Below are 24,780 nucleotides of genomic sequence, written 5' to 3'. Positions count from 1 at the left end.
GTCACGTTCCCGTGATCAGGATGCTGTCGTCCCGCAGGCCCTGCATCACGTCGCCGAGCTTGCTGCTGTCCTCGGCCGGAACTCCGATGTCGACCTTGCGGTTCCCGCTGAACGACCACGAGTCGTCGGGCTTCGGGGCGTCGAGGACGATCACGTCCTCCAGCACCGGCACCGGCTTCTTCAGCCTCGACCCACCGTCCGAGGGCGCGACGATCCAGACATTGACCCGCTGACCGCGCTCGATGTTCGCGGGCACCAGCTCCGGTGCCAGCGTGAGGGGCACCCGTTCCAGCTGGGCGTCGTCACCACCCACCGCTGCCTTGGGCAACAGCTCCCCCGCGCCCACGCCTCGAGCCAGGGTCGCGTCGTCCGGCAGGGCCTGGTCGGCGTGGAGGTACAGATCGGTCTCGTCGCTGAGGTGGACCCGCCTGCTGACCAGGTCGTCGCTCCCGACCTGCTGGCCCTTGGCCAGGTCGGAGCGCACGGCCCAGACCTCGATCGTGTCGTCAGCTCCCCCGACCACCTTCACCCCGATCAGGATCGAGGCCGCCACCAGGGCGACGCCGATCCACAGGCGAGGGTCGCGCCAGGTGGTGCTGCTGGCTCGCTGGGCAGGAGGAGCATCTGTCTTCCCGAGATTTGTGCTCACGCCCTCATCATGGGCGAAAGTCGCCCGGTTCGTCATCTGGTTGTCCACAGGTTCCGCACGGCGCCTGTGGTGATCACCCCCGAGATGGCAGAGTTGGGCCCATGTCCGGCACTCCCCGCTTCCTCACCCTCGCCGACGTGGCCGACGTGCTGAACACCTCCCAGGCGCAGGTCTACGCGCTGGTCCGGCGCGGTGACCTGCCGGCGATCAAGATCGGCGGCCGCGGCCAGTGGCGGGTCGAGGCCGAACAGCTCGAGGACTACATCCAGCGGATGTACGCCGAGGCGCGCACCTTCGTCGAGGACCACCCGTTCGCCGAGGCGGAGGCCGACGCCGAGGTCAGCAACGACTGAGGGCGCGGACGGCTGCGCGGCCGCGAGGACCACCCGACTCCCACGGCACGCTCGACTGGTCCGAGGAGCCGAGGACCGCTTGAACGGGCCAGGGCGTGGTAGGCCGTGCAGACCGGAGCGGCCAAGTGTGGTGACCGTGCAGACCGGCTCGACCAGACCGGTTCGATCAGACCGGCTCGACCAGACCGGTTCGATCAGACCGGCTCGCCCACGGCCACCACGGTCTCTCCGCCGTCCCAGCGCGCCAGCAGGGCCGGCGCCCCCGGGGCGTCGGCCGGCTCGGGGCCGATCCCGGAAGCCACTCGTGCCCGGATCGCCGACGGCGAGGATGCCGGGTGCCTCACCTCGAGCACCACCGTCTGTGGTCGCGTCTCGACGAGTGTGTCGCCCTCCCAGATCTCGAGAGCAGCCTGGGCCTGGGCTCCCGAGAGCGCGCGCTGGTACGCGGCCAGCGCCACCCGGTCACCGTTGGCTTCATGGACCCACCGGCGCCCCAGCACCGAGTGCTCCATCGTGCCGATCAGGTGGGTTTCCGCCCCGGGCAGGGGCGCGCCGCGGTAGGTCATCGCCACCTGGACCACCGGTCCGCCGCGGGTGACCAGCAGCGCCTCGATGCCGACTTCCCCCTCGGGGTCGTCGAACCGGTAGCTGCCCACCTGTCTGAGCTCACCTTCGCCCGGCACTCCGCCCGCCCGCTCGAGCCAGATCGCGACCAGCTCCAGCTTGGTCGGAGTGATGCTTGCCCGATGGATGATCGCCATGGCCCGACAGTAGCGAGGGTCGCGGAGCACCCGCCGACTAGGGCCAATCTGGGCGTACGGCGGGGATCAGCGTCTCGAGCTGCAACGGACGCAGGGGCAACAGGGAGGCGCCGTTCGCAGTGATGGTGCGCAGGGATCCGACGTAGTCGGTGCTGCCGTGCACGACGGCCGCCGTTGCCTTCTCCGGCACCGGAACCGTCGTGGTGACGCCGGGCCGCAGGCGAACGGCGACGGGCTCTGCGTCGGTGCCCGGGAAGTCGACCTTCACCGGCCCAGCGGCGGATCCCGCAGTGAGGACGAGGACCGAGCCGGGCCCACCTGGGGCAGCGGCGGCGGCGTCACCCGAGCTGGGCTCGACTGCCGGGATGTGCACGAGGTCGCCGGCGACCACGGCGCGCAGTGAACCGACCACCGGGACGCTCGACGTCAGCTGGAGCGCGGTGTCCTCCTGGGCCAGCAGCCTCACCAGGCTCGCCGGCAGCTCGGTGGTGACCGACTGCCCCGCCGGCACCTTGATCTCGTCGACACCACTCGGCGCGAAGGTGCTGTCCCGGCCGACCACCTTGATGCCGACCTGTCCGGCATCCTCGCCGGGGTTGGCCAGCACGAGGGTCGGCTCGGTCATCCTTCGAGGCAGCCCGGGAAGGAGAAGCTGGGTGGCTGGTGCCGTGGTCGACGGCAACCAGTCGCTCACCTGCTCACCACCCCGCGGGGTGTAGGTGTCGGACATCGAGGCCGCCACCCGCCCACGCGAGACGGTCACCCGGATCGACAGCTCGTCACGGTTCGGCGCGAGCGCGGCCAGGTCGAGAACACTGCTGCGCTGACCGGGGATGGTCAGGCCGCGGGAGTCCACGTCGATCAGCTCGCCGGTGCTGCTCCACAGGCTCACGTCGGCCACCGCCGGACCCGTGTCGGGGTTGGCCAGCACGAGCTGCGACTCGTGCAGGCCGCCGCCACCGACGCCGACGAACCAGCGCTCACCGGTGGGGGCCACGCACTCGCCCGCAGCCGGACGGTCGGCGCTGCCGAACCGGGCACCGAACAGCCCCGGCGCGAGTCCACGGGTGCCGGTCACCACGACGGCCTTGCTGGATGCGGACACCGGCGCGGCACCACCCGCGCTGACGTCGAGCTGCTTGGAGTTGTCGCTGTCGGCGTCGCGCACCGACACTTCTCCGTAGGAGGCCTCTCCGTCCGCCCCGCTCCCGAGGACCACCTCGGCGTCACCGTCATCATCTGCCGGACAGAGGAGGTCGAGACGGGTCAGCGGACGACTGGACGGGGTGTCGGTGGCGACCTCCGCGGGATCGTTCGCCGGCTTCTGGAGGGCGAGGGCTCCCACGGTGACGAGGCCCAGGACGAGCCCGACCACCACGAGCGGGGACACGGAGGGCTTCGTCTCTCGGGGTGCGTCGGCCACCCGCCGGCCCTGGACGCGCTTGCCGGTCATCGCCTCTCCCTTCGCGAGGGGCCACAGAGCACGGCAACCACCAGGAACGCCGCGATCTGGAGGATCAGGAGCCACGGGTGCCACCACGGTCCGTCACCGTCGATGGCGTCGGCCGAGGCTCCCGTGTCGAACTGCCAGGCTCGGGTCGACCGGTCGGAGGTGCTGGCCTGGGTGAGCCCGGTGGCGGCATCGAGGGTCGCGGAGACCTGGGCATCCGCGGGCGCCGGCATCACGACGTAGTCGATCCCCCGGGAGGGCAGGCTGTCCACCAGGTCGGGTGTCGGGTCGGAGACCAGTGCGGCCACATCGGCGTCGAGCCCTGCGTCGGGTCCGGTCAGGGCCAGGACCTCGTCCTGGCCGACCGTGACACCCTCACCTCGGTGGACGCGCCACCGGAGGCCGTCCTCGACGTCACCACGGAGCATGAGTACGCCGTGACCTGCACCCTCGCTGGCAGCCTGGACCATGTAGGCGGGCACCTCTGACTCATCCGGGCGCTGGAGCAGGTTCTCCCCACCGCCCCACCACCACCACGACAGTCCGCCGAGAGGGACGATCAACGCCACCACGGCGAGCACGCCGGCCACGGGCTGGCGCCAGCCGAAGTTGGCACCGACGAAGCCTTCCCTCAGGCCGTGTCCGGCGATCATCACGGCGACGATCAGGGCGGCCTGGCTGACCACGAGCAGGAAGCCCAGGCCGGGACGGGTGGAGCCGGCGGGGAGCTCGATCTCGACGTGGCTCAGCACCGCCACCAGCAGGGCGGCGAGCGTGACCACCACCCAGCACCCGACCACGGCGAGTCTGCTGCGCGTGCGGAAGATCGCCATCACGGCAGGCAGCACGAGCGCGAGTCCGATCCAGTGCGGCGCGGCCGGCCCGTCGAAGCGGCCGGCGGCTATGTCGAGCGGCCCCGGCATCGGCATCACCCTCCCCGCCTCGAGGAAGAGGGCCGAGACGTCATGACCGAGCATCCCGACCGCTCCCGGGAGCAACAGCAACGGCGGCGCCAGGGACACCACGAGCAGGGGCCCCCACACCGAGCGGTCGTGCAGCACGGCGCGGGACAGGACGAGCAGCGCGCCCACGGCCAGGAGCACGAGCAGGACCGCGAAGAGCCAGGCGGCCGGGGTGAAGGCGGTGAGCATCGCGAGGAGCAGGCTCGAGCGCCAGGCAGCGCGCCACCGACGGTCGGGGTTGGGGTCGGCCAGGCCGAGCGCCGCGTGGGCCAACCACGGGAGCAGCGCGGCTGAGGCGAGCACACCGAACCGGCCCTGGCCCCAGGCACCGCTGGCCACGGGGACCGCGGCGTACGCCATCGCTGCCCAGGCCACGATCCAGCGCGAGGCAGGACGCCCCGACCCGAGCTCGGCAGCCACCAGCCCGAAGCGCCAGGCACCCCAGGCCGCGACGGGCACCGCAGCGATGAAGAGCAGGGACATCGCGGCGGAGGCGCTGCCCAGCAGGATCGACGCCATCAGGGCCATCGGCAGGAGGTAGGCCGGCGCCGGGGCGTCAGTGCCCTGCCCGATCTGGTGCCAGCCCTCGGTGGCCAGGCGCCACCAGTCGCCGGATCCGTCCGGCGACGGCGACAAGGCGCCTCCGGTGATCGAGTGGAACGCCTCGCGTGCGCCCCACAGGCTCAGCAGGAGGAACAGTGTCGTCAGCAGGGCTGTCGGGCTGGTCACGAACCGGGCGAGCAGGCTGCTGTCGGGCGCCAGCTCATCGCCCTCCTCGGCGTCCGGGCCGGGCCCCGAGGGGCCGCTCTCGGCGATGCGAGCAGCGCGACGACGCTCCGCGGAGTCGCGCCCCTCGTTGACCACAGCGGTCGAGACGTCGCTGACGAAGTCGATGCCGTGCCGGTAGGGCAACCACCACGGGGCCAACAGTCTCTTGAGGCGCTCCCCGCGCGGATCCCCGAGACCTTGCCGTGCCCTGCGCCCGGCACGGATCCGGCCGGGGTGCGCGTAGACCGAGATGAGCGCGCTGAACTCGTCCCGAACCATCCCGGGTGAACGCGCGAGCAGGTAGCCGAAGGACCTCAGGAACGTGCCCAGCAGCAACCGGATCGCCTGCAGGAACACCAGGCGGGGGGCGGCGTTGACCAACAAGGTGTGGAGTGCGGAGCGGCGCTCCTCCCGATGCGTACGCCGCCCGGTGAGCGCCGTGCGCCGCAAGCCACGGATCGCGGCCTCCGCATGGAAGACCACCGCCTCGGGAGCGACGATTGCCTTGTGCCCGGCTCGCGTCGCACGCCAGCCGAAGTCGATGTCGTTGCCGAAGACCGGCAGGGCCTCGTCGAAGCCGCCGAGCTCTTCGAGCAGCGAGCGCCTGACCAGCATCCCGGCGGTGTTGACGGCCAGCACCTCGCGGATGCTGTCGTGCTGGCCCTGGTCGTACTCACCGCGCTCGAGGCCGGTCTCACGGCGACCGGCGCCGGAGATGGTGACCCCCAGCTCGAGCAGACGCCGCAAGGACGGCCACTCACGCAGCTTGGGGCCCACGATGTCGGCGTGGTGGTTCTCCGCCGCTTCCAGCAGGGCGGCCAGCGCACCCGGATCAGGGTTGGTGTCGTCGTGCAGGAGCCAGACCCACTCGGTGGTGATCCGCGGCAGGGCGTGGGCGACTGCTTCGGGGAACGAGCCCTCGTGGACCGAGACGCAGGCCGGGTCGAGGGCCGCGTTGACCAGGTCCAGCGATTCGTCGCTGCTCCCCGTGTCGACGGCGAGCACCTGGGCGGGCCGGTGCCGCTGGTTGTCGAGACCAGCGAGCACGGCCGGCAACCAGCGTGCACCGTCGTGGCTGACCAGAAGCGCAGTGACCGTCACGGCCGACAACCCTAGTCGCCGCCGGTCAGGAAACCTTCATCCGGTCCGTGCGGGTCAGACCGCCCGCTTCTTCAGCTTTCGCCGCTCACGTTCCGACAGGCCGCCCCAGATTCCGAAGCGCTCGTCGTTCATGAGGGCGTACTCGAGGCAGTCGCCTCGCACGTCACAGGTCAGGCAGACCTTCTTGGCCTCCCTGGTGGAGCCACCCTTCTCCGGGAAGAACGCTTCGGGATCGGTCTGGGCGCACAGCGCTCGTTCCTGCCAACCGAACTCTTCCGCATCGTCCCCGTCAAGGAGAAAAAGTTCTCGCACGACATTCTCCTCTCGACCCTGGCGATGTGTGAACAACACTGATGGAATTACATGCCTGTCCTGACGCGAAGTCAAGCCCAGATCTGCTATAAACCCCCGCTGGAGCAAAGTTCTGACCGATCGGGCAAGGTATGCCCATGACGTCGAACACCCAGTCGATCACGGTCCTGTCGGGCGGCATGGGCGGCGCCCGGTTCCTGCAGGGCCTGCTGCACGGCCTGCGGTCGGGCGACCTGCCCTTCGCGTCCGACACCACGGTCAACGTCGTGGCCAACACCGCCGACGACCTCTGGGTGCACGGGCTGAAGGTCTGCCCGGACCTCGACACCGTGATGTACACCCTCGGGGACGGGATCGACCTGGAGCGCGGATGGGGCCGGCGTGACGAGACGTGGAGCGTGAAGGAGGAGCTGGCGTCCTACGGCGTGGAACCGACGTGGTTCGGCCTCGGGGACCGCGACATCGCCACGCACCTGGTACGCACCCAGATGCTCGAGGCCGGCTATCCGTTGTCCGCCGTGACCGAGGCCCTGTGCCGGCGTTGGCAGCCCGGCGTACGCCTGCTCCCGATGACTGACGAGCGGGTCGAGACCCACGTGGCGATCGCCGACCCGGAGGCGGCGTCCGGAAAGCGGGTGATCCACTTCCAGGAGTACTGGGTCCGGCTCCGCGCCGAGGTCCCCGCCGAGGCACTGGTCTTCGTGGGGCTCGACCAGTCGACTCCTGCGCCCGGCGTGGTCGACGCGATCACGGGAGCCGACCTGGTGGTCGTGCCTCCGTCGAACCCGGTGGTCTCGGTCGGCACCATCCTGGGCGTCCCCGGCATACGCGAGGCGTTGCTGGACACCGCGGCGCCGGTCGTCGGGCTCTCCCCCATCGTGGGCGCCAGCCACGTCCGAGGCATGGCCGAGCAGATGCTCACCTCGATCGGGGTCGAGGTCAGCGCAGCCGGTGTGGCCGGTCACTACGGCGCCCGCAGCCAAGGAGGCGTTCTCGACGGGTGGCTGGTCGACGAGCGGGACGCCGACCAGGTCGAGCGCATCCGTTCCGGCGGGATCGAGTGCCGTGCGGTGCCCCTGATGATGACCACGCCCGCCGCCACCTCGGCGATGGCTGCCGCAGCAGTCGCCCTGGTCCGATGACCGTCGACCCGGGGCGCCACGAGCTGGTCGTCGTCGCCCCCGACGGCATCGGCGAGGTCCTGGAAGGTGACGACCTGGCCGCGCTCGCGTTGTCCGTGTGCGACCTCGTCGACGGTGACGTCCTCACGATCACCAGCAAGGTCGTGAGCAAGGCCGAGGGGCGTCGACGCACGGGCGACCGGTTGGCCGGCATCGCCGGCGAGACCGTTCGGGTGGTGGCCCGCCGCGGGCCCACGACGATCGTGCGCAACCACCTCGGCTTGACCATGGCGGCGGCGGGGATCGACGCGTCCAACGTGACGGCCGGTGACTACCTGCTCCTCCCGGCGGACCCCGACCGCACGGCGCGAGCGGTCCGGGCCGCGATCGCCGAGCGCACCGGGGCCAACGTCGGGGTGCTCATCACCGACACCGCCGGTCGTGCGTGGCGCAACGGTCAGGGCGACATCGCCATCGGAGCAGCCGGCCTCCTGGTCCTGGAGGACTTCGCCGGCCGTGACGACGCCTACGGCAACGCACTGGCCGTCACCGCCCCGGCCGTTGCCGACGAGCTCGCCGGCGCGGCCGAGCTGGCGAGCGGCAAGCTGGCGGCCCGGCCGTTCGCAGTGATCCGCGGGCGCGCCGACCTGGTCCTCCCCTCCGGCGAGGACGGCTCCGGGGCGAGTGCCCTCGTCCGCGCGGACGGCGCCGACATGTTCGGCTACGGCACGAGGGAGGCCGTCGTGCACGCCCTGTCCGGAACCGGTGGCGAGGTGTTCGGCAGCCCGGCCCTGGCCGAGGACCTCGCGATCGCTGTCACGTCCGTGCTCGGGCAGGAGGCTGAGGTCTCGGTGCTCGAGGGCCGGGTCCGCACCAGCCTGAGCGCCTCGGCCGCCGACGTGCAGATCCGCCTCGAGGCGCTGGCCTTCGCCTTCGGGTGGCGGCTCTCCTCGACCCCCGTCCCGGACGATCCTCCGGGGAGTCGGCCGGGTGGTCGGCCGGGTGGTCGGCCAGATGGTCGGATGGTCGAGGTCACGTTTCTTCCGAGCAGTCCGTAGACTCTGCCGACGTACTCCCCCTGACGATGTGAGAGAAGCCTGATTCGTGGCCAAATCCAAGAAGGTCAGCTCCAAGAAGGTGAGCCGACACGAGGTTGCCGACAAGCTGCGCAGTGACCAGAAGCGAGCCGACAAGCGGCAGGGTGCCGTCATCATCGGAGTCTGCGCACTGGTCGCTCTCGTCATCGTCGGGCTGGCGGCCTACCAGCCGATCAAGAACTGGTGGGACCTGCGCGCCTACGAGGACGTCGCCATCGCTGACATCGGCGCCTCGAAGAGTGTCTGTCAGGACATCATCACCAAGAAGGCTGACGGCAACCAGCAGCACGTCAAGGCCGACGTCGACGTCGACTACACCGATGCTCCTCCGGCCTTCGGCACCCACGAGGAATACCCCGACGAGATGGACCGGAAGCTCTACACCAAGGACGACCGGCCCCGTCTCGAGAAGCTCGTGCACAACCTCGAGCACGGCTACACCATCCTCTGGTACGACGAGACGGCGGCTGACGACAACGACATGATGACCGAGATCCGTGCCATCGCCACCAAGCTCAAGGGCACCAGCAACCCGCGGCTGAAGTTCAAGGCCGTGCCGTGGCTCTCGTCCGACGGCAAGGCGTTCCCCGATGGCCAGCACATCGCACTGACCCACTGGTCCAAGGGCGGTCACGACGTCCCGGTCAGCCAGGTCGAGAAGCAGGTCGGTGTCTGGCAGTACTGTTCCGACGTCTCCGGCGAGGCCCTCGACAGCTTCATGAAGCAGTACGACTTCTTCGACTCCCCCGAGCCCCGGGGCATGTGACCGGTCGCTGACCGCCGCGGCGGTCAGCGACGTCGGTCAGCCGACGGCTCTATCCCTTGCTTCACCCACGATGATCGGCGCAGTCGACACGCTCTCCCACGGGGAGCGTAACGGCGGCGCCGATCGTTGCTTCGTCTCCCAGGGTGGCCTCCCTGAGCTCCGCTTTATCGCCGACCACGGCGCCCGGTCCGACGACCGAGTCGACGACTCTTGCGCCGGCCTCGATGCGGGCTCCGGTCATCACCACTGACCCGGTCACCTCGGCTCCGTCCGCGATCGTGGCGTTCGCCATCACCACGCTGCCCCCGCCGACCTCGGCCTCACCGACGGTGGCGCTGGGGTCGATGCGAGCACCCGAGTCCACGGCGGCGACCGCGGGTGTCGGCGCCACACCGAGCACGACGTCGCGTGAGGCGGCGACCAGTGCTGCCGGCGTACCGACGTCGCGCCAGTAGGCCGAGTCCACGAATCCGACGACCAGGTGCGCGTCGGCCACCAGTCCCGGGAAGGTCTCCCGCTCCACCGACACCACTGTGTCGGCCCGGATGGTGTCGATGATGTCGCGGCGGAAGATGTAGCAGCCGGCGTTGATCTGGTTGGTGACCGGATTCTCGGACTTCTCCACGAAGTCCAGCACGCGCCCCTCCTCGTCGGTGGGCACACAGCCGAAGGCACGGGCGTCGTCGACCTCCACGAGGTGCAGCGAGACGTCGACTCGGCGGCCGTTGCGGCCCGCGCGGAAGTCGGCCAGCTGGGCGGCCAGGTCGTGCCCGGAGAGCACGTCCCCGTTGAGGATGATGACCGCGCCGTTCGGGTCGTCGGTCAGGGAGTCGGCCACGTTGCGAATCGCTCCGCCGGTGCCGAGCGGCTCCTCCTCGAGCACGTAGTCGAGCCGGACGCCCCAGCGACTCCCGTCGCCGAGGACCGGCGCGAACATGTCGGCGTGGTAGGAGGTGGCCAGCACGATGTGTTCCACACCGGCCTCGGCGAGGCGTGCGACCTGGTGCTCCAGGAACGGCACTCCCCCGACGTCCAGCAGGTGCTTGGGGCGGCGTGCGGTCAGCGGCAGCAGCCGGGTGCCGAACCCACCGGCGACGATCACTGCTTCGGGGGGAGAGAGCTCAGGCATGGACCTGATCCTAGGCTGTGGGCATGGTTGCCACCTTCCCCGCCCTGCTCGCCGACATGCTCCGCAAGGACCCCGGCCGGCCCCTCGTCACGTTCTACGACGACGCGACCGGTGAGCGCGTCGAGCTCTCCGTGGCCACCTATTCCAACTGGGTGGCGAAGACCTCGAGCCTCCTCGTCGAGGAGCTCGACCTGGAGCCCGGCGACCGGGTCCTGGTCGACCTGCCCACGCACTGGCTCGGCCCGGTCTTCCTCGGCGCCGCATGGAACGCGGGGCTGGTGGTCTCCTTCCCGGGCAGCATCCCCGTGGACGACGACGTTCGTGCGGTGCTCTGCGGACCCGACGGCGTCACGACGTACGCCGAGCTGGCCGGCCGTGTGCCGGTGGTGGCCAGCGCCCTGCTTCCCCTGGGGGTGCGCTTCCCGACCGCCCTGCCGGAGGGTGTGCACGACTTCGGTGTCGAGGTGTGGGGGCAGCCCGACTCCTTCGTGCCGTTCGACCCTCCGGGCCCCGGGAGCGAGGCTGTGCACGAGTGGGGTACCCAGGCCGAGCTGGTGGCGCCCGCCGCCGGCGAGGTCACGGACCTCGTTGCCGACGGCGGGCGCTTGTTGACCACGGCGAATCCCGCTTCCCCGACGGGTTTCGCCACCTTCGTGTCACCGCTGGTCAGGGGCGGTTCCACGGTCTGGTTGAGGAACCCCGACCCGGAGACCCTGGAGCGGCGCGCCAGTGACGAGCGCACCACCGCTCGTTGGATGGCCTGAGCCTGTCCCGGGGATCACCCGGCCAGGTCGTAGCCCGCGAACCCCTCGGCCAGGAACTTCGGCGAGGAGTAGCCCTTGTTCCTTCCGGGCAGCAGCCACAACGTGCCGTCGCTCTTCCTGCGCACCACGAGATCAGGGCGTCCGTTGCGGTCGATGTCACCCGCGCTGATCACCCAGTCGTACGGCGCCAGGCTGACGCCGGTCAGGCTGCGCGGCGCACCGGAGAGACCACCCGGTCCGTTGCCGGTGTAGAGCACCATCCGGTCGCCCACCCGGAACAGGCTGTCGGGTGCGCCGTCACCTGTCCACCGGCCGCCTCCGACCTGCTCGCTGGCCGAGATCGCGCCCCTGGCGACGTAGCTGCCGCGGACGCCGTCACCCGCGCCGGGATAGATGCGCATCGCCTTGCCCTGTGGCTGCCCCATCAGGTCGGGATAGCCGTCCCCGGTGGCGTCCCCCACGGCGGCGAGGAGTCGCACGTTGCTCCACCCGGAGCCGATGGAGACCGGCTTGGCGAACTTGTCGTCACCCAGGCCCCGGAGCAGCTTCAACCGACCGGTCGAGCCGTTGCGGACCACCATGTCGCCATGGCCGTCGCGGTCCCAGTCACCGACGTTCAGGAGGAGGTTCGCCTTGCCCATCGCGCTGTTCGTGGTGGGAACCGGTGCACTCGCGTTCTGCGTCCCGCGGTGCGCGATGACCTTGAGGCTGTCGCCCTTGCGAGCGATCACGTCGGGGTCCTTGGTGCCGACGACGTTGGCGACGCTGAGGTTGGTCTTGGTCCCGAGCTTGCCGAAGGGACCCAGCCAGTGACCCAGGGAGCCGTCACGGCGTGCCGGGAACACGTACCCCTTGTGGTTGCCGGCGTTGCGGGCGTAGAGGTCGCCGATGCCGTCACCGTTGATGTCGCCGAAACCTGTGATCGTGTCGTACTGGCTCCAGCCGCCCGAGATCTTGACCGGCGCCTTCAGCTCGCTGCGCCCGGAGCCGGCGTGGAACCAGAGGTTGCCGGCCTTGTCGCGTGAGTAGACATCGGGAATGCCGTCCCCGTTCACGTCCCCGGCACCGACCGTGAGGTTGTAGGCCTGCCAGTCCTTGCTCATCAGGGTACGACGCAGCTTGGCCCCCGACACACCGCGGTAGAGGTAGAGGTAACCCGTCTTCGGGTTGCGTGCCACGAAGTCGTTGCGTGAGCGCCGGTTGAAGTTCCCGACCGCGGCGACCTGGTCGAATCCCACCATGTTCTGCTGGCTGGTCATGGCTTCACCGAACTGGCCGGCCCCGTTGCCCGGTCGGATCGAGGTGACCCCGGTGGCCGCGTTGCGGACCAGGACGTCGCTGTGCGCATCGCCGGTGACGTCAGGCGTTGCCACGATCTGGTCGTAGCGGCTCCACCCGGTCGACGAGGACGTGGCGCCCTTCCAGCGCAGCATGCCCTGGGTGGGCAGGGCGTAGCCGGCCTTGTCCGAGGCCCGCCGCAGCAGGATGTCCGGGTAGGCCGAGGAGACCACGTCCGTCGCCAGGCTGCGTCCGCTCCAGTCGGCCTGGTACTGCGCTGCCTTGCTGCGGATCGTGGGGATCTTGGCGTAGAGATACCGTCCCGGGCACGCGGTGGACCCGGCGTCACGGTGGCCGTTGATCGCCGCGAAGGTCCGGTTGCCGACCCGCTGGGAGGTGCTGGCCGCGTCGATGCCGTGCAGGGACAGCTTCCACGCGAAGAGGCGTGCGTAGGCGTCGATCATGCTCGCGGTCGGCTTGGCGGTCTCGAAGTTGCCGATCGCCGACATGGCGAAGGCGTAGTCGTTGTAGCCCAGGGTGTGGGCGCCGACGACCGGGCGGTCCACGCCGCCGTACCGGCCTTCCCAGACGCGACCGAACTTGTCGACCAGGAAGTTGTAGCCGATGTCGCTCCAGCCCCGGCTCTGGGTGTGGTAGGCGTAGATGCTGCGGATGATTCCCGGCACCTGCGCCCGCGAGTAGTCGTTGGCGTTGACGGTGTGGTGGACGAAGCCCGCGTGGATCTCGTAGTAGCGCAACGAACCGGCGTCACGCATCCGCTCGTTGGCGCCCCACTGTGCTCGGGAGTAGATCTTCGGCTTCGGGGTGTAGCTGCCGGCCTGCAGGGCCAGGTCACCGGCGTCGGAGTCCAGGACGGTGTCACCGTCGCCGGCCTCGACCTCCGTGGCTGCCCCGGTCTCCACGTCCCCCTCGGCGGTGCCGCCTGCGGTGGCCTTGCCAGCCTCCTGCTGGTCGCCGAGGTCGCCGGTGTCGATGGCCGGCTGCTCGGTCTCGGTGGTCCCGGAGCCCGGCGCGATCACGGCCAGGGACATGTCGTCGGGGACGTCGACCCCTGCGGCGAGGACGACCTTGGCCTGCACCTGGTCCACCTCACCGACCAGCAGTGCGTCCGTGCCCGGACGGGTCTGGTCGGCCTCGACGGACCCGGCCTCGGGACCGTGCTCGTCGTGGTAGTCCGTCGGCGTCCACGTCGACCACGTGTCGCCGGTGCGAGTCCGGAACTCGACGGTGATGTCGTCCTCCGCGATGGCCTCACCGTGGCTCCAGGTGACACCGACTGCGCCGTAACCGGTCACCTCCTCGACGTCGGAGAGGATCTCGGTCGGTGCGGCGCTCGCGGCGGTGCGCGGTCCGGTCGCCGGCGCCTCCGTGGCCTCGTCCTCGGGCTCGTCGGCGGTGGAGCCCGGGTCGGCCTTCCGGGGAGCGGCGGGGGCGGACGTGTCGGTGCTGGCCGCCGTGAGCGCGTACTCCTTGACGACGGGGTCGACCGGTGCGGTCTCGACCTCCGCCTCGTCCTCCTCGTCCTGGGCGACCTCGGCCCGGCGCGCGGGCGTGGCCTCGGTGCCCGGGAGCCCCAGGCCCCGGTCGGTGGCTGTGCCGGGTCCGTGCGTCGGCGCCTCGGCGCCGGGGCGCGTGCCCACGACGTCGAGCGAGATCACGTTGGCGGCCGGAGCCACGACAGCGAGGACTGCACCGAGTGCCAAGATCTGTTGGCAGGCGGTGACGAAACGGGCCTTGTTCGGGCGCATACTCGGCTACTCCAGTGCGGGGGAAGTTTCACACGAGTACCAAGTGTCACATCAGTAACAGGGGTCACCGCAAGCGTTTCTGAGTAACTACAAACGTGTAATTTCCAGTCGCCACGCCGATGAAATCAAAAAAATCAAGTTCTGGGCCCTCGGAACCGAGCAAATCGGCGCGGAATCAGATGTCGGCGCCCAAGTCCTCGTCGTCGTCCTCGACCTCCGGGGTCGAGTCGTCGTCCGGGTCGTACTTGATGTACTTGATCCCTTCGGCCACGTCGCCGTCGTACCCGACCCGGCCCTTCTCCAGCACGATCACGCGGTCGCACATCTTGCGCACCGAGCCCGCGGCGTGGCTGACGTAGAACAGGGTGCGGCCCTCTTCTCGCACTTCCTGCATCCGTGCCTGGCACTTCTTCTTGAACGGCTTGTCCCCCACGGCCAGCACCTCGTCGGCCAGGAAGATGTCGGAGTCCACGTGCACCGCCACGGCGAAGCCGAGACGGGCAAACATGCCCGAGGAGTAGTTGCCGACCGGCGTCTCGAGGAAGCGCCCGATGTCGGCGAACTCGACGATCTCGTCGAACTTGCGGCGCGTCTCCGCCTCGCTCATGCCCAGGACAGCCGCGTTGAGGAACACGTTCTCCCGGCCCGTCAGCTGCGGGTGGAAGCCGGCTCCCGTGGCGATCAGGCCGGCAATGCGGCCACGGGTCAGGATGCTGCCCCCGTCCGGACGCATCACCCCGTTGACCAGCTTGAGCAGCGTGCTCTTGCCCGAGCCGTTCAGGCCCATCAGCCCGATCGACTCGCCCTGCTCCACGGTGAAGGACACGTCGTCGAGGGCCTTGAAGGTGTCGCTGATCTCGCGTCCCTTGACCGCGGCGACCGTCATCTGCTTCAGGGTGCGCTGGTAGCGCATCGTGAAGTACTTGCTCACCCCGTCCACGACGATCGAGGTGCTGGCGGGATGGCTCACGTCAGTCGCTCCGGGATCTTGTTCTCCAGCTTGCTGAAGATGAACTGCCCGATCGCCAGTGCCACGATCGAGATCCCGAGGCCGAGGAACGAGTAGGCGAACAGGTGGTCCGGGATGTGGTGGGCCTGGACGGCTGTCGGGTCCTCGGTCGTGCCGACCCAGAAGGCCTGCTGCATCAGCAGCACGGCGTCGGCGATCGGGTTGTAGAGGTAGTAGGCCGCCGCAGATCCGAAGCGGTCCTGCACCAGGGTGAAGGGGTAGATCATCGGCACGCCGAAGCGAACGAAGTTGGTGAGGATGCTGACCACGCTGCCGACATCACGGAAGAACACGTTGGCAGCCGCGAAGGTGAGGGCGAGCGCCGTGCCCAGCACCCCCATGGTCAGCACGGCAAGGACGAACCCGAGCATGCCCATCACCGTCGGAGTCCACCCGAGGAGCAGGCAGCACGCGACCAGGATCAGGACCTGGGGCCCCATGTGGTAGAGCGAGACCATCATCGAGGCGACCGGGAACATCTCCCGCGGCATCGCCATCTTGCGCACCAGCGCCTTGTTGCGCATGATCGAGCGGGTCCCGGCACCGAAGGTCTCGATGAAGAAGTGCACCACGATCAGGCCACAGAAGACGTGGATGCCGAAGTTCTCCGTGCCTCGGCCGATGATCATCCCCATCACGACCCAGTAGATGAAGAGCTGGGTGAGCGGGTTGATGTAGGACCACATCATGCCCAGGACCGATCCCTGGTAGCGGGCGGAGACCTCGCGCCTGACCAGGAGTCGCAGCAGGTAACGACGCCGGAAGACCTCGCGCAGCCCTGACGGCGGCGCCGGGGAGACCAGCGGTGCGTCGACGACTCGCTGGGCCCTGGCCCGCGGCTCCGCCGGGGTGGGCGAATCAGCCATGGTGGTCCGCATCCGAGGGTCCGATCCCGAAGGTCTCTTCCCAGGTCTCCGGCGAGGTGATCTCGCGCAGTGCGTCGCGGTACTCGGCGGCCAGGCGCGGCCACTCTGCGTGGAACCTCCGGTGGATCGCGACGGTGCGCTTGAGCAGGTCGCGGTACTTCTCGGGGTCGCGCTTGTAGAACGCCACGGAGGTGCCGTCGTTCATCGAGACCACGGCAGAGTCGTACTTCACCAGATTGAACCAGGCCGAGTCCATCGCGGGCAGTTCGGCCTCCGGGTAGTCCTTCGCCATCGACCGGACCGGGCGCAGCTGGCGGATCGGCGCCAGCCCGGCACTGATCAGCGTGCTGAGCCGCCCCGGGATCTCGATGTCCGACTTGCCCTTCTTGGGCGGCTTCTTGCGCCGCACCGGGGGCAGGTCGTCACGGTCGGCGTGGAGCTGTGCGTCGGTGAACTGCTTGCGGAAGGCGTTGACCTCGCCGAGCTTGGTGCCGAGCTCGCCGTGCAGGGATCGCGGCCCGGCCAGCACGTCCTCCATCGCCATGTGCCGCAGCTCGGCCGTGGAGTACTGGAGGGAGGCCAGGTGCTTGACCTGGTGGTTGAAGCTCTCGCGCACCATGCGGCCACCGCGCTCGTACGGCGAGTGGAGCAGCGCCGCGATGATGCGGTTGCGGTGGTGGAAGTAGGACTGCCAGTCCACTCCGTCGTTCTTGTCGCTCCACGGGATGTGCCACACCGCGGCCCCCGGGAAGGAGACCGTCGGGTAGCCGGCGTCCTTGGCCCGCAGGCCGAACTCGGAGTCGTCCCACTTGATGAACAGTGGCAAGGAGAGCCCGATCTCCTCGAGCACGACGCGCGGGATCAGGCACATGAACCAGCCGTTGAAGTCGACGTCGGCCCGCTTGTGCAACCACCGGCTCGAGCGCAGGTTGCGCGCGCCGAAGTCCCACTGCGAGTAGCCGTCGAGGCGGGTCTGCCACCAGAACCGCCAGGACTGCACGATCTCGCCGAAGGAGTGCAGCTGGGTGCGGTTGTAGATGTTGAACATGTGGCCACCGACGATGGTCGGCCGCTTGGCCAGGTCACCGAAGGTGATCGCGCGGATCACGCCCTCCGGCTCGCACACCACGTCGTCGTCCATCATCAGCGCGTAGGTCGCGGTGCCCTTGCGCACGCTCTCCAGCTGACCGCGCGCGTAGCCGCCGGAACCGCCGAGGTTGGCCTGCACGATCACGCGCAGCCGTTCCCCCAGCGACCGCTGGGCATCCCCGAAGTGCTCGGACTCCGTGACCGGCTGGGTGCCCTGCTCCATCACCATGACGGTGTCGAGGTAGGGCGCCAGGTCGGCGTCCTCCCCGATCTGGGTCAGCAGCTTCGCGCAGAAGTCGGGGCGGTTCATCGTGGTGATGCAGATGTCGGCCGTGCCGTGCTCGGCCCGGTCGTCGGGGACCTCCGCCGTCCACTCGGCGCTGTTGACCGTGCAGCCGGCATCGCCGGCCACCACGTCGTACCAGTACCAGCCGCCGTCGACGAACGGCTTGAGCGGCAGGTCGAAGGTGAACGAGCCCGGCTCGTCACCGACGGTGACGGAGTCGACGCGCTGCGAGTGGCCGCGGGCCATCGACTTGTAGACGATGACCATCGAGCCGGGACCGGTGACGTCCACGGTCAGCGTCACGTCGGTGACCACCGTGTGGCGGCGCCAGTAGGAGGCCGGGAAGGCGTTGAAGTAGGTGCCGAACGAGAGCGTGTCGCTGGCCGGCACCTGCAGCTGGGTGCGCGAGCGGATCTGCTCGGGGTGCAGCTTGCGGCCCGTCGACGTCGACTGGCGGATGGCGGCGTTGTTGAGGTCCTTGGCCGCCTTGTTGCCACCCACGTCGTAGCGGTCGGCGTCGAGGATGGCCTCCTCGAGGTCGACGTACAACGGGAAGACGTCGGTGTCCTTGTCCAGCGGCAGGATCTGGCGCTGGAGCAGTCGTGTGGTCGTGCTCATTCGTCGACCCCTCCGCTCTTCAGCTCGGCCCCGTCGGCGAAGTGCGGCCTGAGCTTGTTCTCGAACATGCTCAGCGCCGAGCCGATCGCCATGTGCATGTCGAGGTACTTGTAGGTGCCGAGGCGACCGCCGAAGAGCACCAGCGGCTCCTGCTTGGCCAGGTCGCGGTACTTGAGCAGCTTCGCCCGGTCCTCGGCGGTGTTGATCGGGTAGTAGGGCTCGTCGTCGTCCTCCGCGAAGCGGGAGTACTCGTGCACGATGACGGTCTTGCCGGGCAGGTGGGTCTTCACCCGCTCGGGGTGGAAGTGCTTGAACTCGATGATGCGGGTGAACGGCACGTCGCCGTCGTTGTAGTTGACCACGCCGGTGCCCTGGAAGTCGTCGACGTCCTCGACGCTCTCCTTGAGGTCGACCGTGCGCCAGGAGAGCCGCCCCTCGGAGTTGTCGAAGTACTCGTCGACCGGGCCGGTGTAGACGATCGGCACCTTGCCGGAGTACTGCTCCCTGACCCCCTCGTCGTGGAGGAAGTCGACGTTCAGCCGCACCTCGATGTCGGGGTGGTCGGCCATCTTCTCGAGCCACGCGGTGTAACCGTCGGTCGGCAGGCCCTCGTGGGTGTCGCTGAACCAGCCGTTCTCGAAGGTGTAGCGAACCGGGAGACGCGTGATGATGTCCGCGCTGAGCTCCTTGGGGTCGGTCTGCCACTGCTTGCCGGTGTAGCCCTTGATGAACGCTTCGTAGAGGGGGCGACCGATGAGGCTGATCGCCTTCTCCTCGAGGTTGGTGGCGTCCTCGGTGGCGATCTCGCTCGACTGCTCGGCGATCAGCGCACGTGCCTCGGCCGGCGTGTGCGACTTGCCGAAGAACTGGTTGATCAGGCCGAGGTTCATCGGCAGCGAATAGACCTGGCCCTGGTACTTGCCGAAGACCCGGTGCTTGTAGTCGGTGAAGGTGGTGAACCGGTTGACGTACTCCCAGACCTTCTCGTTGGAGGTGTGGAACAGGTGCGCGCCGTACTTGTGCACCTCGACACCGGTCTCCTCGTTGCGCTCGGAGTAGGCGTTGCCGCCGAGGTGGTGGCGCCGCTCCAGGACCAACACCTTCAGTCCGAGGACGTTGGCGCAGCGTTCGGCGATGGTCAGTCCGAAGAATCCGGAACCGACGACGACGAGGTCGGGGTCAGACAAGGGGTGTCTCCTCAGCAGTTTGGCGCGGCGGTCAGTCTAGCGATGCGTGGTGCCCGCTCCCGGTGGGCGGCGCATCTGGCGCGCCGACCGAATGGCACGAATCACGTTGGAGGCCTCGCCCCGGCCACCGCGGACCGGGCTCAGCAGGACGACAGCGAGCACGATCAGGTAGGGCTTGAGACGGACCAGCGCGTTCTCGCCGTAGCGGAAGTGGACCGCGAAGAGGTTCCGGAACATGTAGAACCCCTTCCACGTGTCGAGGGCGTGCTGCTGGTTGAAGTCGAGCTGGCGCACCAGCACGGCATCACGCAGCGCCAGGATCGTGAAGCCCGCGCGTCGGGCGCGCACCGCGAAGTCCACGTCGTCGTAGAAGATGAAGTACGTCGGGTCGGGGAAGCCGACCTCGTCGATGACCCGTCGGTGCACCATGAAGCCCTCGAAGGCGACGTTCTCGATCGGCAGCTCGGCGGGCAGCTCCGCCCGGGAGGCGTACGCCGAGTCGATGCTGGCCGTCTTCGGGCGCAGGTGCAGGGGGTTCCTCAGGTCGAAGTGGAGCGCCGACTTCTCCACCAGGTTGCCCTCGATGTCCTCGCGCACCGCCATCAGGCACGGGTTCGGGTGCGCCATCAGCACGGCCAGGCAGTCTTCGGCGGGGACCACGTCGTCGTCCATCAACCAGATCCGGTCGAAGCCGGCGTCGTGGGCCTGGGTCATGCCGAGGTGGAAGCCACCCGCCCCACCGAGGTTCTCCTCCGTGTGCGTGACCCGCAGCGGCAGGTCGTCGCGTCCCTCGAGGACCCGGCGGGTGTGGTCGGCGCTGGCGTTGTCGATCACGAAGACAGCGTCGGGCCGGTGGGTCTGGGCGGCCAGGCCGTCGAGCATCCCGGACAACAGGTCGGCCCGGTTGAAGGTCACGATGACGACGGCAACGCTCTCCGACGGTGGTTGAGGAGCCGAGGAACGAGGCCTCTCGAAACCGCTCATGCCAAGAACCTCCCGTGACCCGTGAAGTCGTTGCGCAGCCCGGCCACGATCCCCCGTGCGCTCAACCGCAACCGTGCCGAGGACGGCCGGGTGAAGGCGTAGAACCAGACCGTCTTCACGACGAAGGCAGCGACATGGGGCAGGCCACGGTAGGTGCGCAGGTTCACCACGTTGTTGCGGGCCATGCAGTAGTGCTTCAGGTCGGACGGCGAGTGGTTGTAGGTGGTGCGGCCGAACATCATCGGCGTGCCCAGGCTGCCCACGGACGGATGCCGCACCGTCGCGTCGACGACGGTCGCGATGCGGGCTCCGGCCTCCTCGGCGCGCAGCCGGTACTCGTGGTCGTCCCCCCAGATGAAGAACTCGGCCCTGGGCAACCCGATCCGATCGGCCAGCTCCCGGGTGACCAGGACGCCGTTGAACGGGATCACGATGTCGTCGATGCGACCGTCCGAGGCGGCCTCGCGGACGTCAGCCATCGCGTGCACGACCTGGGTGCCGCCGGGCAGGCGGATCGGGAAGACGAGCCGCTCGGCATCGTCCTTGTCGACCACGACCGGGCCCCAGAAGTCGAGCTCACCGTGGTGCTCCAGGAGCTTCACCAGGCAGTCGTCGTCGGGCATGCCGTCATCGTCCATCAGCCACAGGAGACCGGCGCCGCGGGCGAGGCCGATGCGCATGCCCTCGTGGAAGCCTCCGGCGCCACCGCGGTTGTCGTCCAGGGTGACCGCGTGGACCGGCACCGAGCCGGGCGTGTCCGGCAGGGCCGCCAACCACTCCGCCGACCCGTCGGTCGAGGCGTTGTCGACGACCACGACCTCGGCCAGCTCCGGCGTACGACGCAACCGACCGACCAGGTCTTGCAGCAGCGTCAGCCGGTTGAACGTCACCACGACGGCGACGATGCGGGCAGGCTGGGACTCGGAGGGGGGCGTCGGCACGGCGCCCACCCTAGGGCCACCGTGGGCAGGAGCGGATCAACAGGCCGATGCCAGGTCCCCGGACTGGTTCGCCGCATAGCCGGTGTCGCGGGTGCCGATCGCGGCGCCGTTGGTCTGCGCGTTGGCCTTGGGCCTGCCCGGCTTGCCGGCCCTGCCCTCCGCCTTGTCGATGCCCTTCTGCACCATGTCCTTGATCTTCTGCAGGTCGGGTTCGGCGGTGTTGATCGCCGGGGGCACGATCGCCACGGAGGAGATCTTCTGGTTCTTCGCCTTGACCGCGAGGTCGATGAACGCCGGGAACTCGCTGCGCGGAAGGTTGGTCTCGACCATGGAGGCACCTGCCGAGGTCAGGTCGCTGTAGTTGGCGACGACCGTCTGCGGGCTGATCTGCGTGGCGATCGCGTTCATCACGCACTTCTGGCGCGCCATCCGGGAGTAGTCGTCGGAGCCTTCCCTCGAGCGGGCGTACCAGAGCGCGTCGAACCCGTTCAGCTTGCGGGTGCCCGGCTCGATGTAGCCGGTGACGTCGCTGCCCAGGCCGCCCACCGGGATCCGGTCCCGGACGGTGAGGGTGACCCCGCCGACGGCGTCGACCAGGTCCTTGAAGCCCTGGAGGTTGACCATCGCCCAGTAGTTGATCTTGAGCCCGGTGACCCCCTCGATCGCCGAGATCGTGGCGTCGGTACCGGGATCCTTGGACTTCGGGAAGAGGTCGGTGTGGTCGCCGGCCCAGGTCGACACGCTGTTGAGGTAGCACCCTTCGCAGTCGAAGCCGTCGGGGAACTGCTCGTCCATCACCGAGCCGGGCTTGAACTTGAAGTTCTGGAGGTTGCGCGGCAACCCGATCAGCACGGTGCGGCCGGTCTCCTCGTCGATGCTGGCAACGGTCATCGAGTCCGGTCGCAGGCCCCAGCGGCCGGCACCGGAGTCACCACCCATGAGGAGCACGTTGTAGCGGCCGTGCTCCGCGTCGCTGGAGGGCCCGTTCGCGAACAGGGCCGCGAAGTCCCGCTGCACGGTGACCAGGTGGGCACCGAAGAGCAGGGTGCCGGCCACGGAGAAGCACAGCACGCCGTTGATGCCGACCACGGCGAGCCGCTGGTTCTTCACCAGCGTGAGCGGTTGGCCCAGACGCCACGCGTCGACGAACAGCGCGGCCCAACCGATGGCTGCGGCCATCATCAGCCAGCGCACGAGGTCGAGCGTGAACAGGCTGAAGGCCATCTTGAAGGCGAGCTGGTGCCAGACCAGGGTGAGCAGGAACAGCACGGCCGCCACCCCCACGATGCCCACCCAGATGCGGATGGCGATGCGTCCGACCCGCTTGTTGCCGGCCACCAGCTGGGCTGATCCGGGGAGCAACAGGGTCATCACCATCAAGGTGACCGCACGACGAAAACGCACCTTCGCAGCGCGGTCGGGTGCTCGACTGGCTCCGTCACCGGAGCGATCGCGCAAGTCGGGGGAAGATGCGGGTGGCATCGACTTGCCTCTCTGACTGGGGAAGGAATCAGTGACGTCAGTCAGTATCACCAGTCACAGGAGTCACATCGCGTCACGACGCGCCGAAACGCCCAAGCCGCCGACCGGATCACGGCGTCGTCGAACGACCCCGCTCGATCTCCGCCTTGCCCGCCAACCGGTGCGAGCGGCGGATCTCCGCCTCCCGCATCCGCCGGACCTCGTCGGGCGTCTGCGGGGCCAGCTGCGGCACACGCCGCGCCCGTCCCTCCTCGTCGATCGCCACGAAGACGAAGTAGGCCGAGGCGACGTGCAGCGGTTGCCCGGAGGCGTCGGTCCAGGGCTCGGCCTCGATCCGCACGCCCACCTCCATCGACGAGCGCCCTGCCCAGTTGACCTGCGCGGTGGTGCGCACGATGTCGCCGACGTGCACCGGCTCGAGGAAGGCCATCTCGTCCAGCGCCGCGGTCACCGCGGCCCCGCCACTGTGGCGTTGGGCCGCCGCCCCGGCCGTGGAGTCGGCGAGCTTCATGATCTCCCCGCCATGCACGTTGCCGAGCAGGTTGGCCGAGGTCACCTCCATCATCCGGGCCAGCGAGACCCGCGAGTACGACGGTGGGCGGACGGCGCTCGCGGGATCACTCGACGACTCGGTCATGGCAGCAGATTAGCGATGGAGGGTGTTCCTGCCGGTACCGTCTCCCCATGGCCGATCGCCCCCAAGGACCCGAACCGGGCACCCCCGAGTACGAATGGCTCTACGGCAAGGGCCGGGCAACGGCGGATCCTGCCCCCACCCCGAACGACCCTGACGCCACCCAGATCATCCCTCGTGGTCCGGCCGGGAGCGCACCTTCCGGCCCGCCTCCCACTGACTCAGGACCGGAGCACACGAGAGTCATGCCCTCGGCCCAGCCCTACCGGAACCCACCTCCGGCCAACCAGTCCCAGGGACGTCCGGCCCGGTCGTCGCGCACCTCGGCCTCCGGATCCCAGCAGCAGAGCGTGCCGCCCGGCCGCCAGCACGCTCCCCCGCCCGGCCACGAGCCGCCGTCCGGCGGCGGTCGCCGGTTCCGCCCGAGACGCCCGCGGTTCCGGCCCATCCGCTGGCTGGTCCTGCTCGTGGTGCTGTGGCTGGCCTTCTTGATCGCGGTGCCGATCTTCGCCTTCCAGAAGATCAGCACGATCGACGCGTTCCCCGGTGGCGACCGACCCGGGGACCAGGACGGGACGACGTACCTGATCGTGGGCAGCGACTCGCGTTCCGACCTCACCAAGGAGCAGCGCGAGGAGCTCGGCACGGGTGGCGACGTCGGCCAGCGCACCGACACGATCATGATCCTGCACACCGGCAAGGGCCCGAACCTGCTGATGTCGATCCCCCGCGACTCGCTGGTCCCGGTGCCCGACCATGGCACCACCAAGATCAACGCCTCCTATGCGTACGGCGGTCCGAAGCTGCTGATCGAGACCATCGAGGAGAACACCGGCATCCGCATCGACCACTTCGTGGAGATCGGGTTCGGCGGCTTCGTGGACGTCGTCGACGCGGTCGGCGGCATCGAGATCTGCCCCAAGAACGACATGAATGACAAGCTGGCCAACCTCAAGATCGAGAAGGGCTGCCAGGAGGCCGACGGGAAGACCGCGCTCGGCTACGCGCGCTCGCGTCACACCTCCAACCTCGGTGACATCGACCGGGCCAAGCACCAGCGCGAGGTGGTCTCGGCCGTCGGCGACGAGGCAGTCTCGCCGTGGTCCGTGCTCAACCCTATCCGCTACTGGAAGCTGAACATGGCCGCCGCCCGCACGGTCTCGGTCAGCGAGGGCACCGGCCCGATCGACCTGGGCCGGTTCGCCTGGGCGATGACCCGGGTCAACGGTGACAACGGCCTGACCTGTGGCGTGCCGATCTCCGACCTCGCCGTGCACTGGGATCCCGAGCGCTCGGAGGAGATGTTCCAGCACATCATCGACGACGACACCGAGGGCATCTCCAACGGCCTCTGCACCGAGACCGGGCTGGCCAAGTAGCCCGGCGCCACCCGGCGTACGGCGC

General features: G+C 69.2%; 21 protein-coding genes. 6 read left to right on the top strand and 15 right to left on the bottom strand.

All coding sequences use genetic code 11. The annotated features are described in order from the left end of the window. Position 1: 1 nt before the first annotated feature. The gene (locus tag ncot_RS04530) at positions 2 to 649 is read right to left on the bottom strand and encodes a hypothetical protein (protein WP_168616535.1); all 648 of its coding nucleotides are present in this window, start codon (positions 647 to 649) and stop codon (positions 2 to 4) included. Positions 650 to 750: 101 nt separating this feature from the next. Here ncot_RS04530 and ncot_RS04525 point away from each other — a divergent pair, with 101 nt between their 5' ends. Next, a complete protein-coding gene (locus ncot_RS04525) occupies positions 751 to 1,002 on the top strand; it encodes a helix-turn-helix domain-containing protein (protein WP_168616534.1) in 252 nt (83 codons plus the stop codon). A 194-nt stretch (positions 1,003 to 1,196) separates the two neighbouring features. Here ncot_RS04525 and ncot_RS04520 read toward each other — a convergent pair whose 3' ends face one another. The 4 genes from ncot_RS04520 to ncot_RS04505 are packed head-to-tail and all read right to left on the bottom strand — an operon-like array spanning position 1,197 to position 6,356. Continuing rightward, complete coding sequence (locus ncot_RS04520; RefSeq protein WP_168616533.1) at positions 1,197 to 1,763, bottom strand: hypothetical protein; 567 nt, start codon at positions 1,761 to 1,763, stop codon at positions 1,197 to 1,199. 37 nt (positions 1,764 to 1,800) lie between these two features. Beyond that, positions 1,801 to 3,216, bottom strand: a complete 1,416-nt coding sequence (locus ncot_RS04515; protein WP_168616532.1) for a DUF5719 family protein — start codon at positions 3,214 to 3,216, stop codon at positions 1,801 to 1,803. Beyond that, positions 3,213 to 6,044 carry a glycosyltransferase gene (locus ncot_RS04510; protein ID WP_168616531.1) on the bottom strand — a complete coding sequence of 944 codons (2,832 nt, stop codon included), beginning with the start codon at positions 6,042 to 6,044 and terminating at the stop codon, positions 3,213 to 3,215. Before ncot_RS04510 ends, ncot_RS04515 begins: the two co-directional genes overlap by 4 nt. Before the next feature lie 54 nt (positions 6,045 to 6,098). Next, the gene (locus ncot_RS04505; RefSeq protein WP_056681540.1) at positions 6,099 to 6,356 is read right to left on the bottom strand and encodes a WhiB family transcriptional regulator; all 258 of its coding nucleotides are present in this window, start codon (positions 6,354 to 6,356) and stop codon (positions 6,099 to 6,101) included. 137 nt (positions 6,357 to 6,493) lie between these two features. Here ncot_RS04505 and cofD point away from each other — a divergent pair, with 137 nt between their 5' ends. Genes cofD through ncot_RS04490 form a run of 3 tightly spaced genes read left to right on the top strand, consistent with a single transcriptional unit; the run spans position 6,494 to position 9,340 of the window. Continuing rightward, positions 6,494 to 7,498: a 2-phospho-L-lactate transferase gene (cofD, locus tag ncot_RS04500; protein WP_168616530.1), complete on the top strand. Its 1,005-nt coding sequence runs from the start codon at positions 6,494 to 6,496 to the stop codon at positions 7,496 to 7,498. Then, a complete protein-coding gene (locus tag ncot_RS04495) occupies positions 7,495 to 8,535 on the top strand; it encodes a coenzyme F420-0:L-glutamate ligase (RefSeq protein WP_168616529.1) in 1,041 nt (346 codons plus the stop codon). The genes cofD and ncot_RS04495 overlap by 4 nt, the downstream gene beginning before the upstream one ends. Before the next feature lie 46 nt (positions 8,536 to 8,581). Continuing rightward, complete coding sequence (locus tag ncot_RS04490; RefSeq protein ID WP_240938064.1) at positions 8,582 to 9,340, top strand: DUF3105 domain-containing protein; 759 nt, start codon at positions 8,582 to 8,584, stop codon at positions 9,338 to 9,340. Positions 9,341 to 9,401: 61 nt separating this feature from the next. Here ncot_RS04490 and ncot_RS04485 read toward each other — a convergent pair whose 3' ends face one another. Then, positions 9,402 to 10,469 (bottom strand): NDP-sugar synthase, encoded by a 1,068-nt coding sequence (locus ncot_RS04485; protein WP_168616528.1) that lies wholly within the window; start codon positions 10,467 to 10,469, stop codon positions 9,402 to 9,404. Between the two features lie 23 nt (positions 10,470 to 10,492). On the opposite strand from ncot_RS04485, the gene ncot_RS04480 reads away from it, so the two are divergent. Continuing rightward, positions 10,493 to 11,233 carry a TIGR03089 family protein gene (locus ncot_RS04480; protein ID WP_168616527.1) on the top strand — a complete coding sequence of 247 codons (741 nt, stop codon included), beginning with the start codon at positions 10,493 to 10,495 and terminating at the stop codon, positions 11,231 to 11,233. Positions 11,234 to 11,247: 14 nt separating this feature from the next. Here the strand turns inward: ncot_RS04480 and ncot_RS04475 are convergent, their stop codons facing one another. The 9 genes from ncot_RS04475 to ncot_RS04435 all read right to left on the bottom strand — a co-directional run bounded on the left by ncot_RS04475 (position 11,248) and on the right by ncot_RS04435 (position 23,379). Further along, positions 11,248 to 14,280, bottom strand: coding sequence for an FG-GAP-like repeat-containing protein (locus ncot_RS04475; RefSeq protein WP_168616526.1), 3,033 nt, complete (start codon positions 14,278 to 14,280; stop codon positions 11,248 to 11,250). Positions 14,281 to 14,455: 175 nt separating this feature from the next. Then, positions 14,456 to 15,250 carry an ABC transporter ATP-binding protein gene (locus ncot_RS04470; protein ID WP_240938063.1) on the bottom strand — a complete coding sequence of 265 codons (795 nt, stop codon included), beginning with the start codon at positions 15,248 to 15,250 and terminating at the stop codon, positions 14,456 to 14,458. Next, complete coding sequence (locus tag ncot_RS04465) at positions 15,247 to 16,155, bottom strand: ABC transporter permease (protein WP_168616525.1); 909 nt, start codon at positions 16,153 to 16,155, stop codon at positions 15,247 to 15,249. The genes ncot_RS04470 and ncot_RS04465 overlap by 4 nt, the downstream gene beginning before the upstream one ends. Continuing rightward, entirely contained in the window at positions 16,148 to 18,148 is a 2,001-nt protein-coding gene (locus ncot_RS04460) for a glycosyltransferase (protein ID WP_168616524.1), read from the bottom strand. Before ncot_RS04460 ends, ncot_RS04465 begins: the two co-directional genes overlap by 8 nt. Next, entirely contained in the window at positions 18,145 to 19,335 is a 1,191-nt protein-coding gene (glf, locus tag ncot_RS04455; protein ID WP_168616523.1) for a UDP-galactopyranose mutase, read from the bottom strand. Before glf ends, ncot_RS04460 begins: the two co-directional genes overlap by 4 nt. Positions 19,336 to 19,371: 36 nt before the next feature. After that, the gene (locus ncot_RS04450; RefSeq protein WP_168616522.1) at positions 19,372 to 20,319 is read right to left on the bottom strand and encodes a glycosyltransferase family 2 protein; all 948 of its coding nucleotides are present in this window, start codon (positions 20,317 to 20,319) and stop codon (positions 19,372 to 19,374) included. After that, positions 20,316 to 21,260 carry a glycosyltransferase gene (locus tag ncot_RS04445; RefSeq protein WP_168616521.1) on the bottom strand — a complete coding sequence of 315 codons (945 nt, stop codon included), beginning with the start codon at positions 21,258 to 21,260 and terminating at the stop codon, positions 20,316 to 20,318. The genes ncot_RS04450 and ncot_RS04445 overlap by 4 nt, the downstream gene beginning before the upstream one ends. Before the next feature lie 36 nt (positions 21,261 to 21,296). Continuing rightward, positions 21,297 to 22,631, bottom strand: a complete 1,335-nt coding sequence (locus ncot_RS04440) for an LCP family protein (RefSeq protein ID WP_240938062.1) — start codon at positions 22,629 to 22,631, stop codon at positions 21,297 to 21,299. A gap of 220 nt (positions 22,632 to 22,851) precedes the next feature. Beyond that, on the bottom strand, positions 22,852 to 23,379 hold the full coding sequence (locus ncot_RS04435; protein ID WP_168616519.1) for an acyl-CoA thioesterase: 528 nt from the start codon (positions 23,377 to 23,379) through the stop codon (positions 22,852 to 22,854). Positions 23,380 to 23,426: 47 nt separating this feature from the next. On the opposite strand from ncot_RS04435, the gene ncot_RS04430 reads away from it, so the two are divergent. After that, entirely contained in the window at positions 23,427 to 24,755 is a 1,329-nt protein-coding gene (locus ncot_RS04430) for an LCP family protein (RefSeq protein ID WP_168616518.1), read from the top strand. The last annotated feature ends 25 nt before the right edge of the window (positions 24,756 to 24,780 follow it).

This window comes from Nocardioides sp. JQ2195 (assembly GCF_012272695.1).
Lineage (GTDB): Bacteria > Actinomycetota > Actinomycetes > Propionibacteriales > Nocardioidaceae > Nocardioides.
This window is presented reverse-complemented; position numbering and strand designations above follow the sequence as displayed.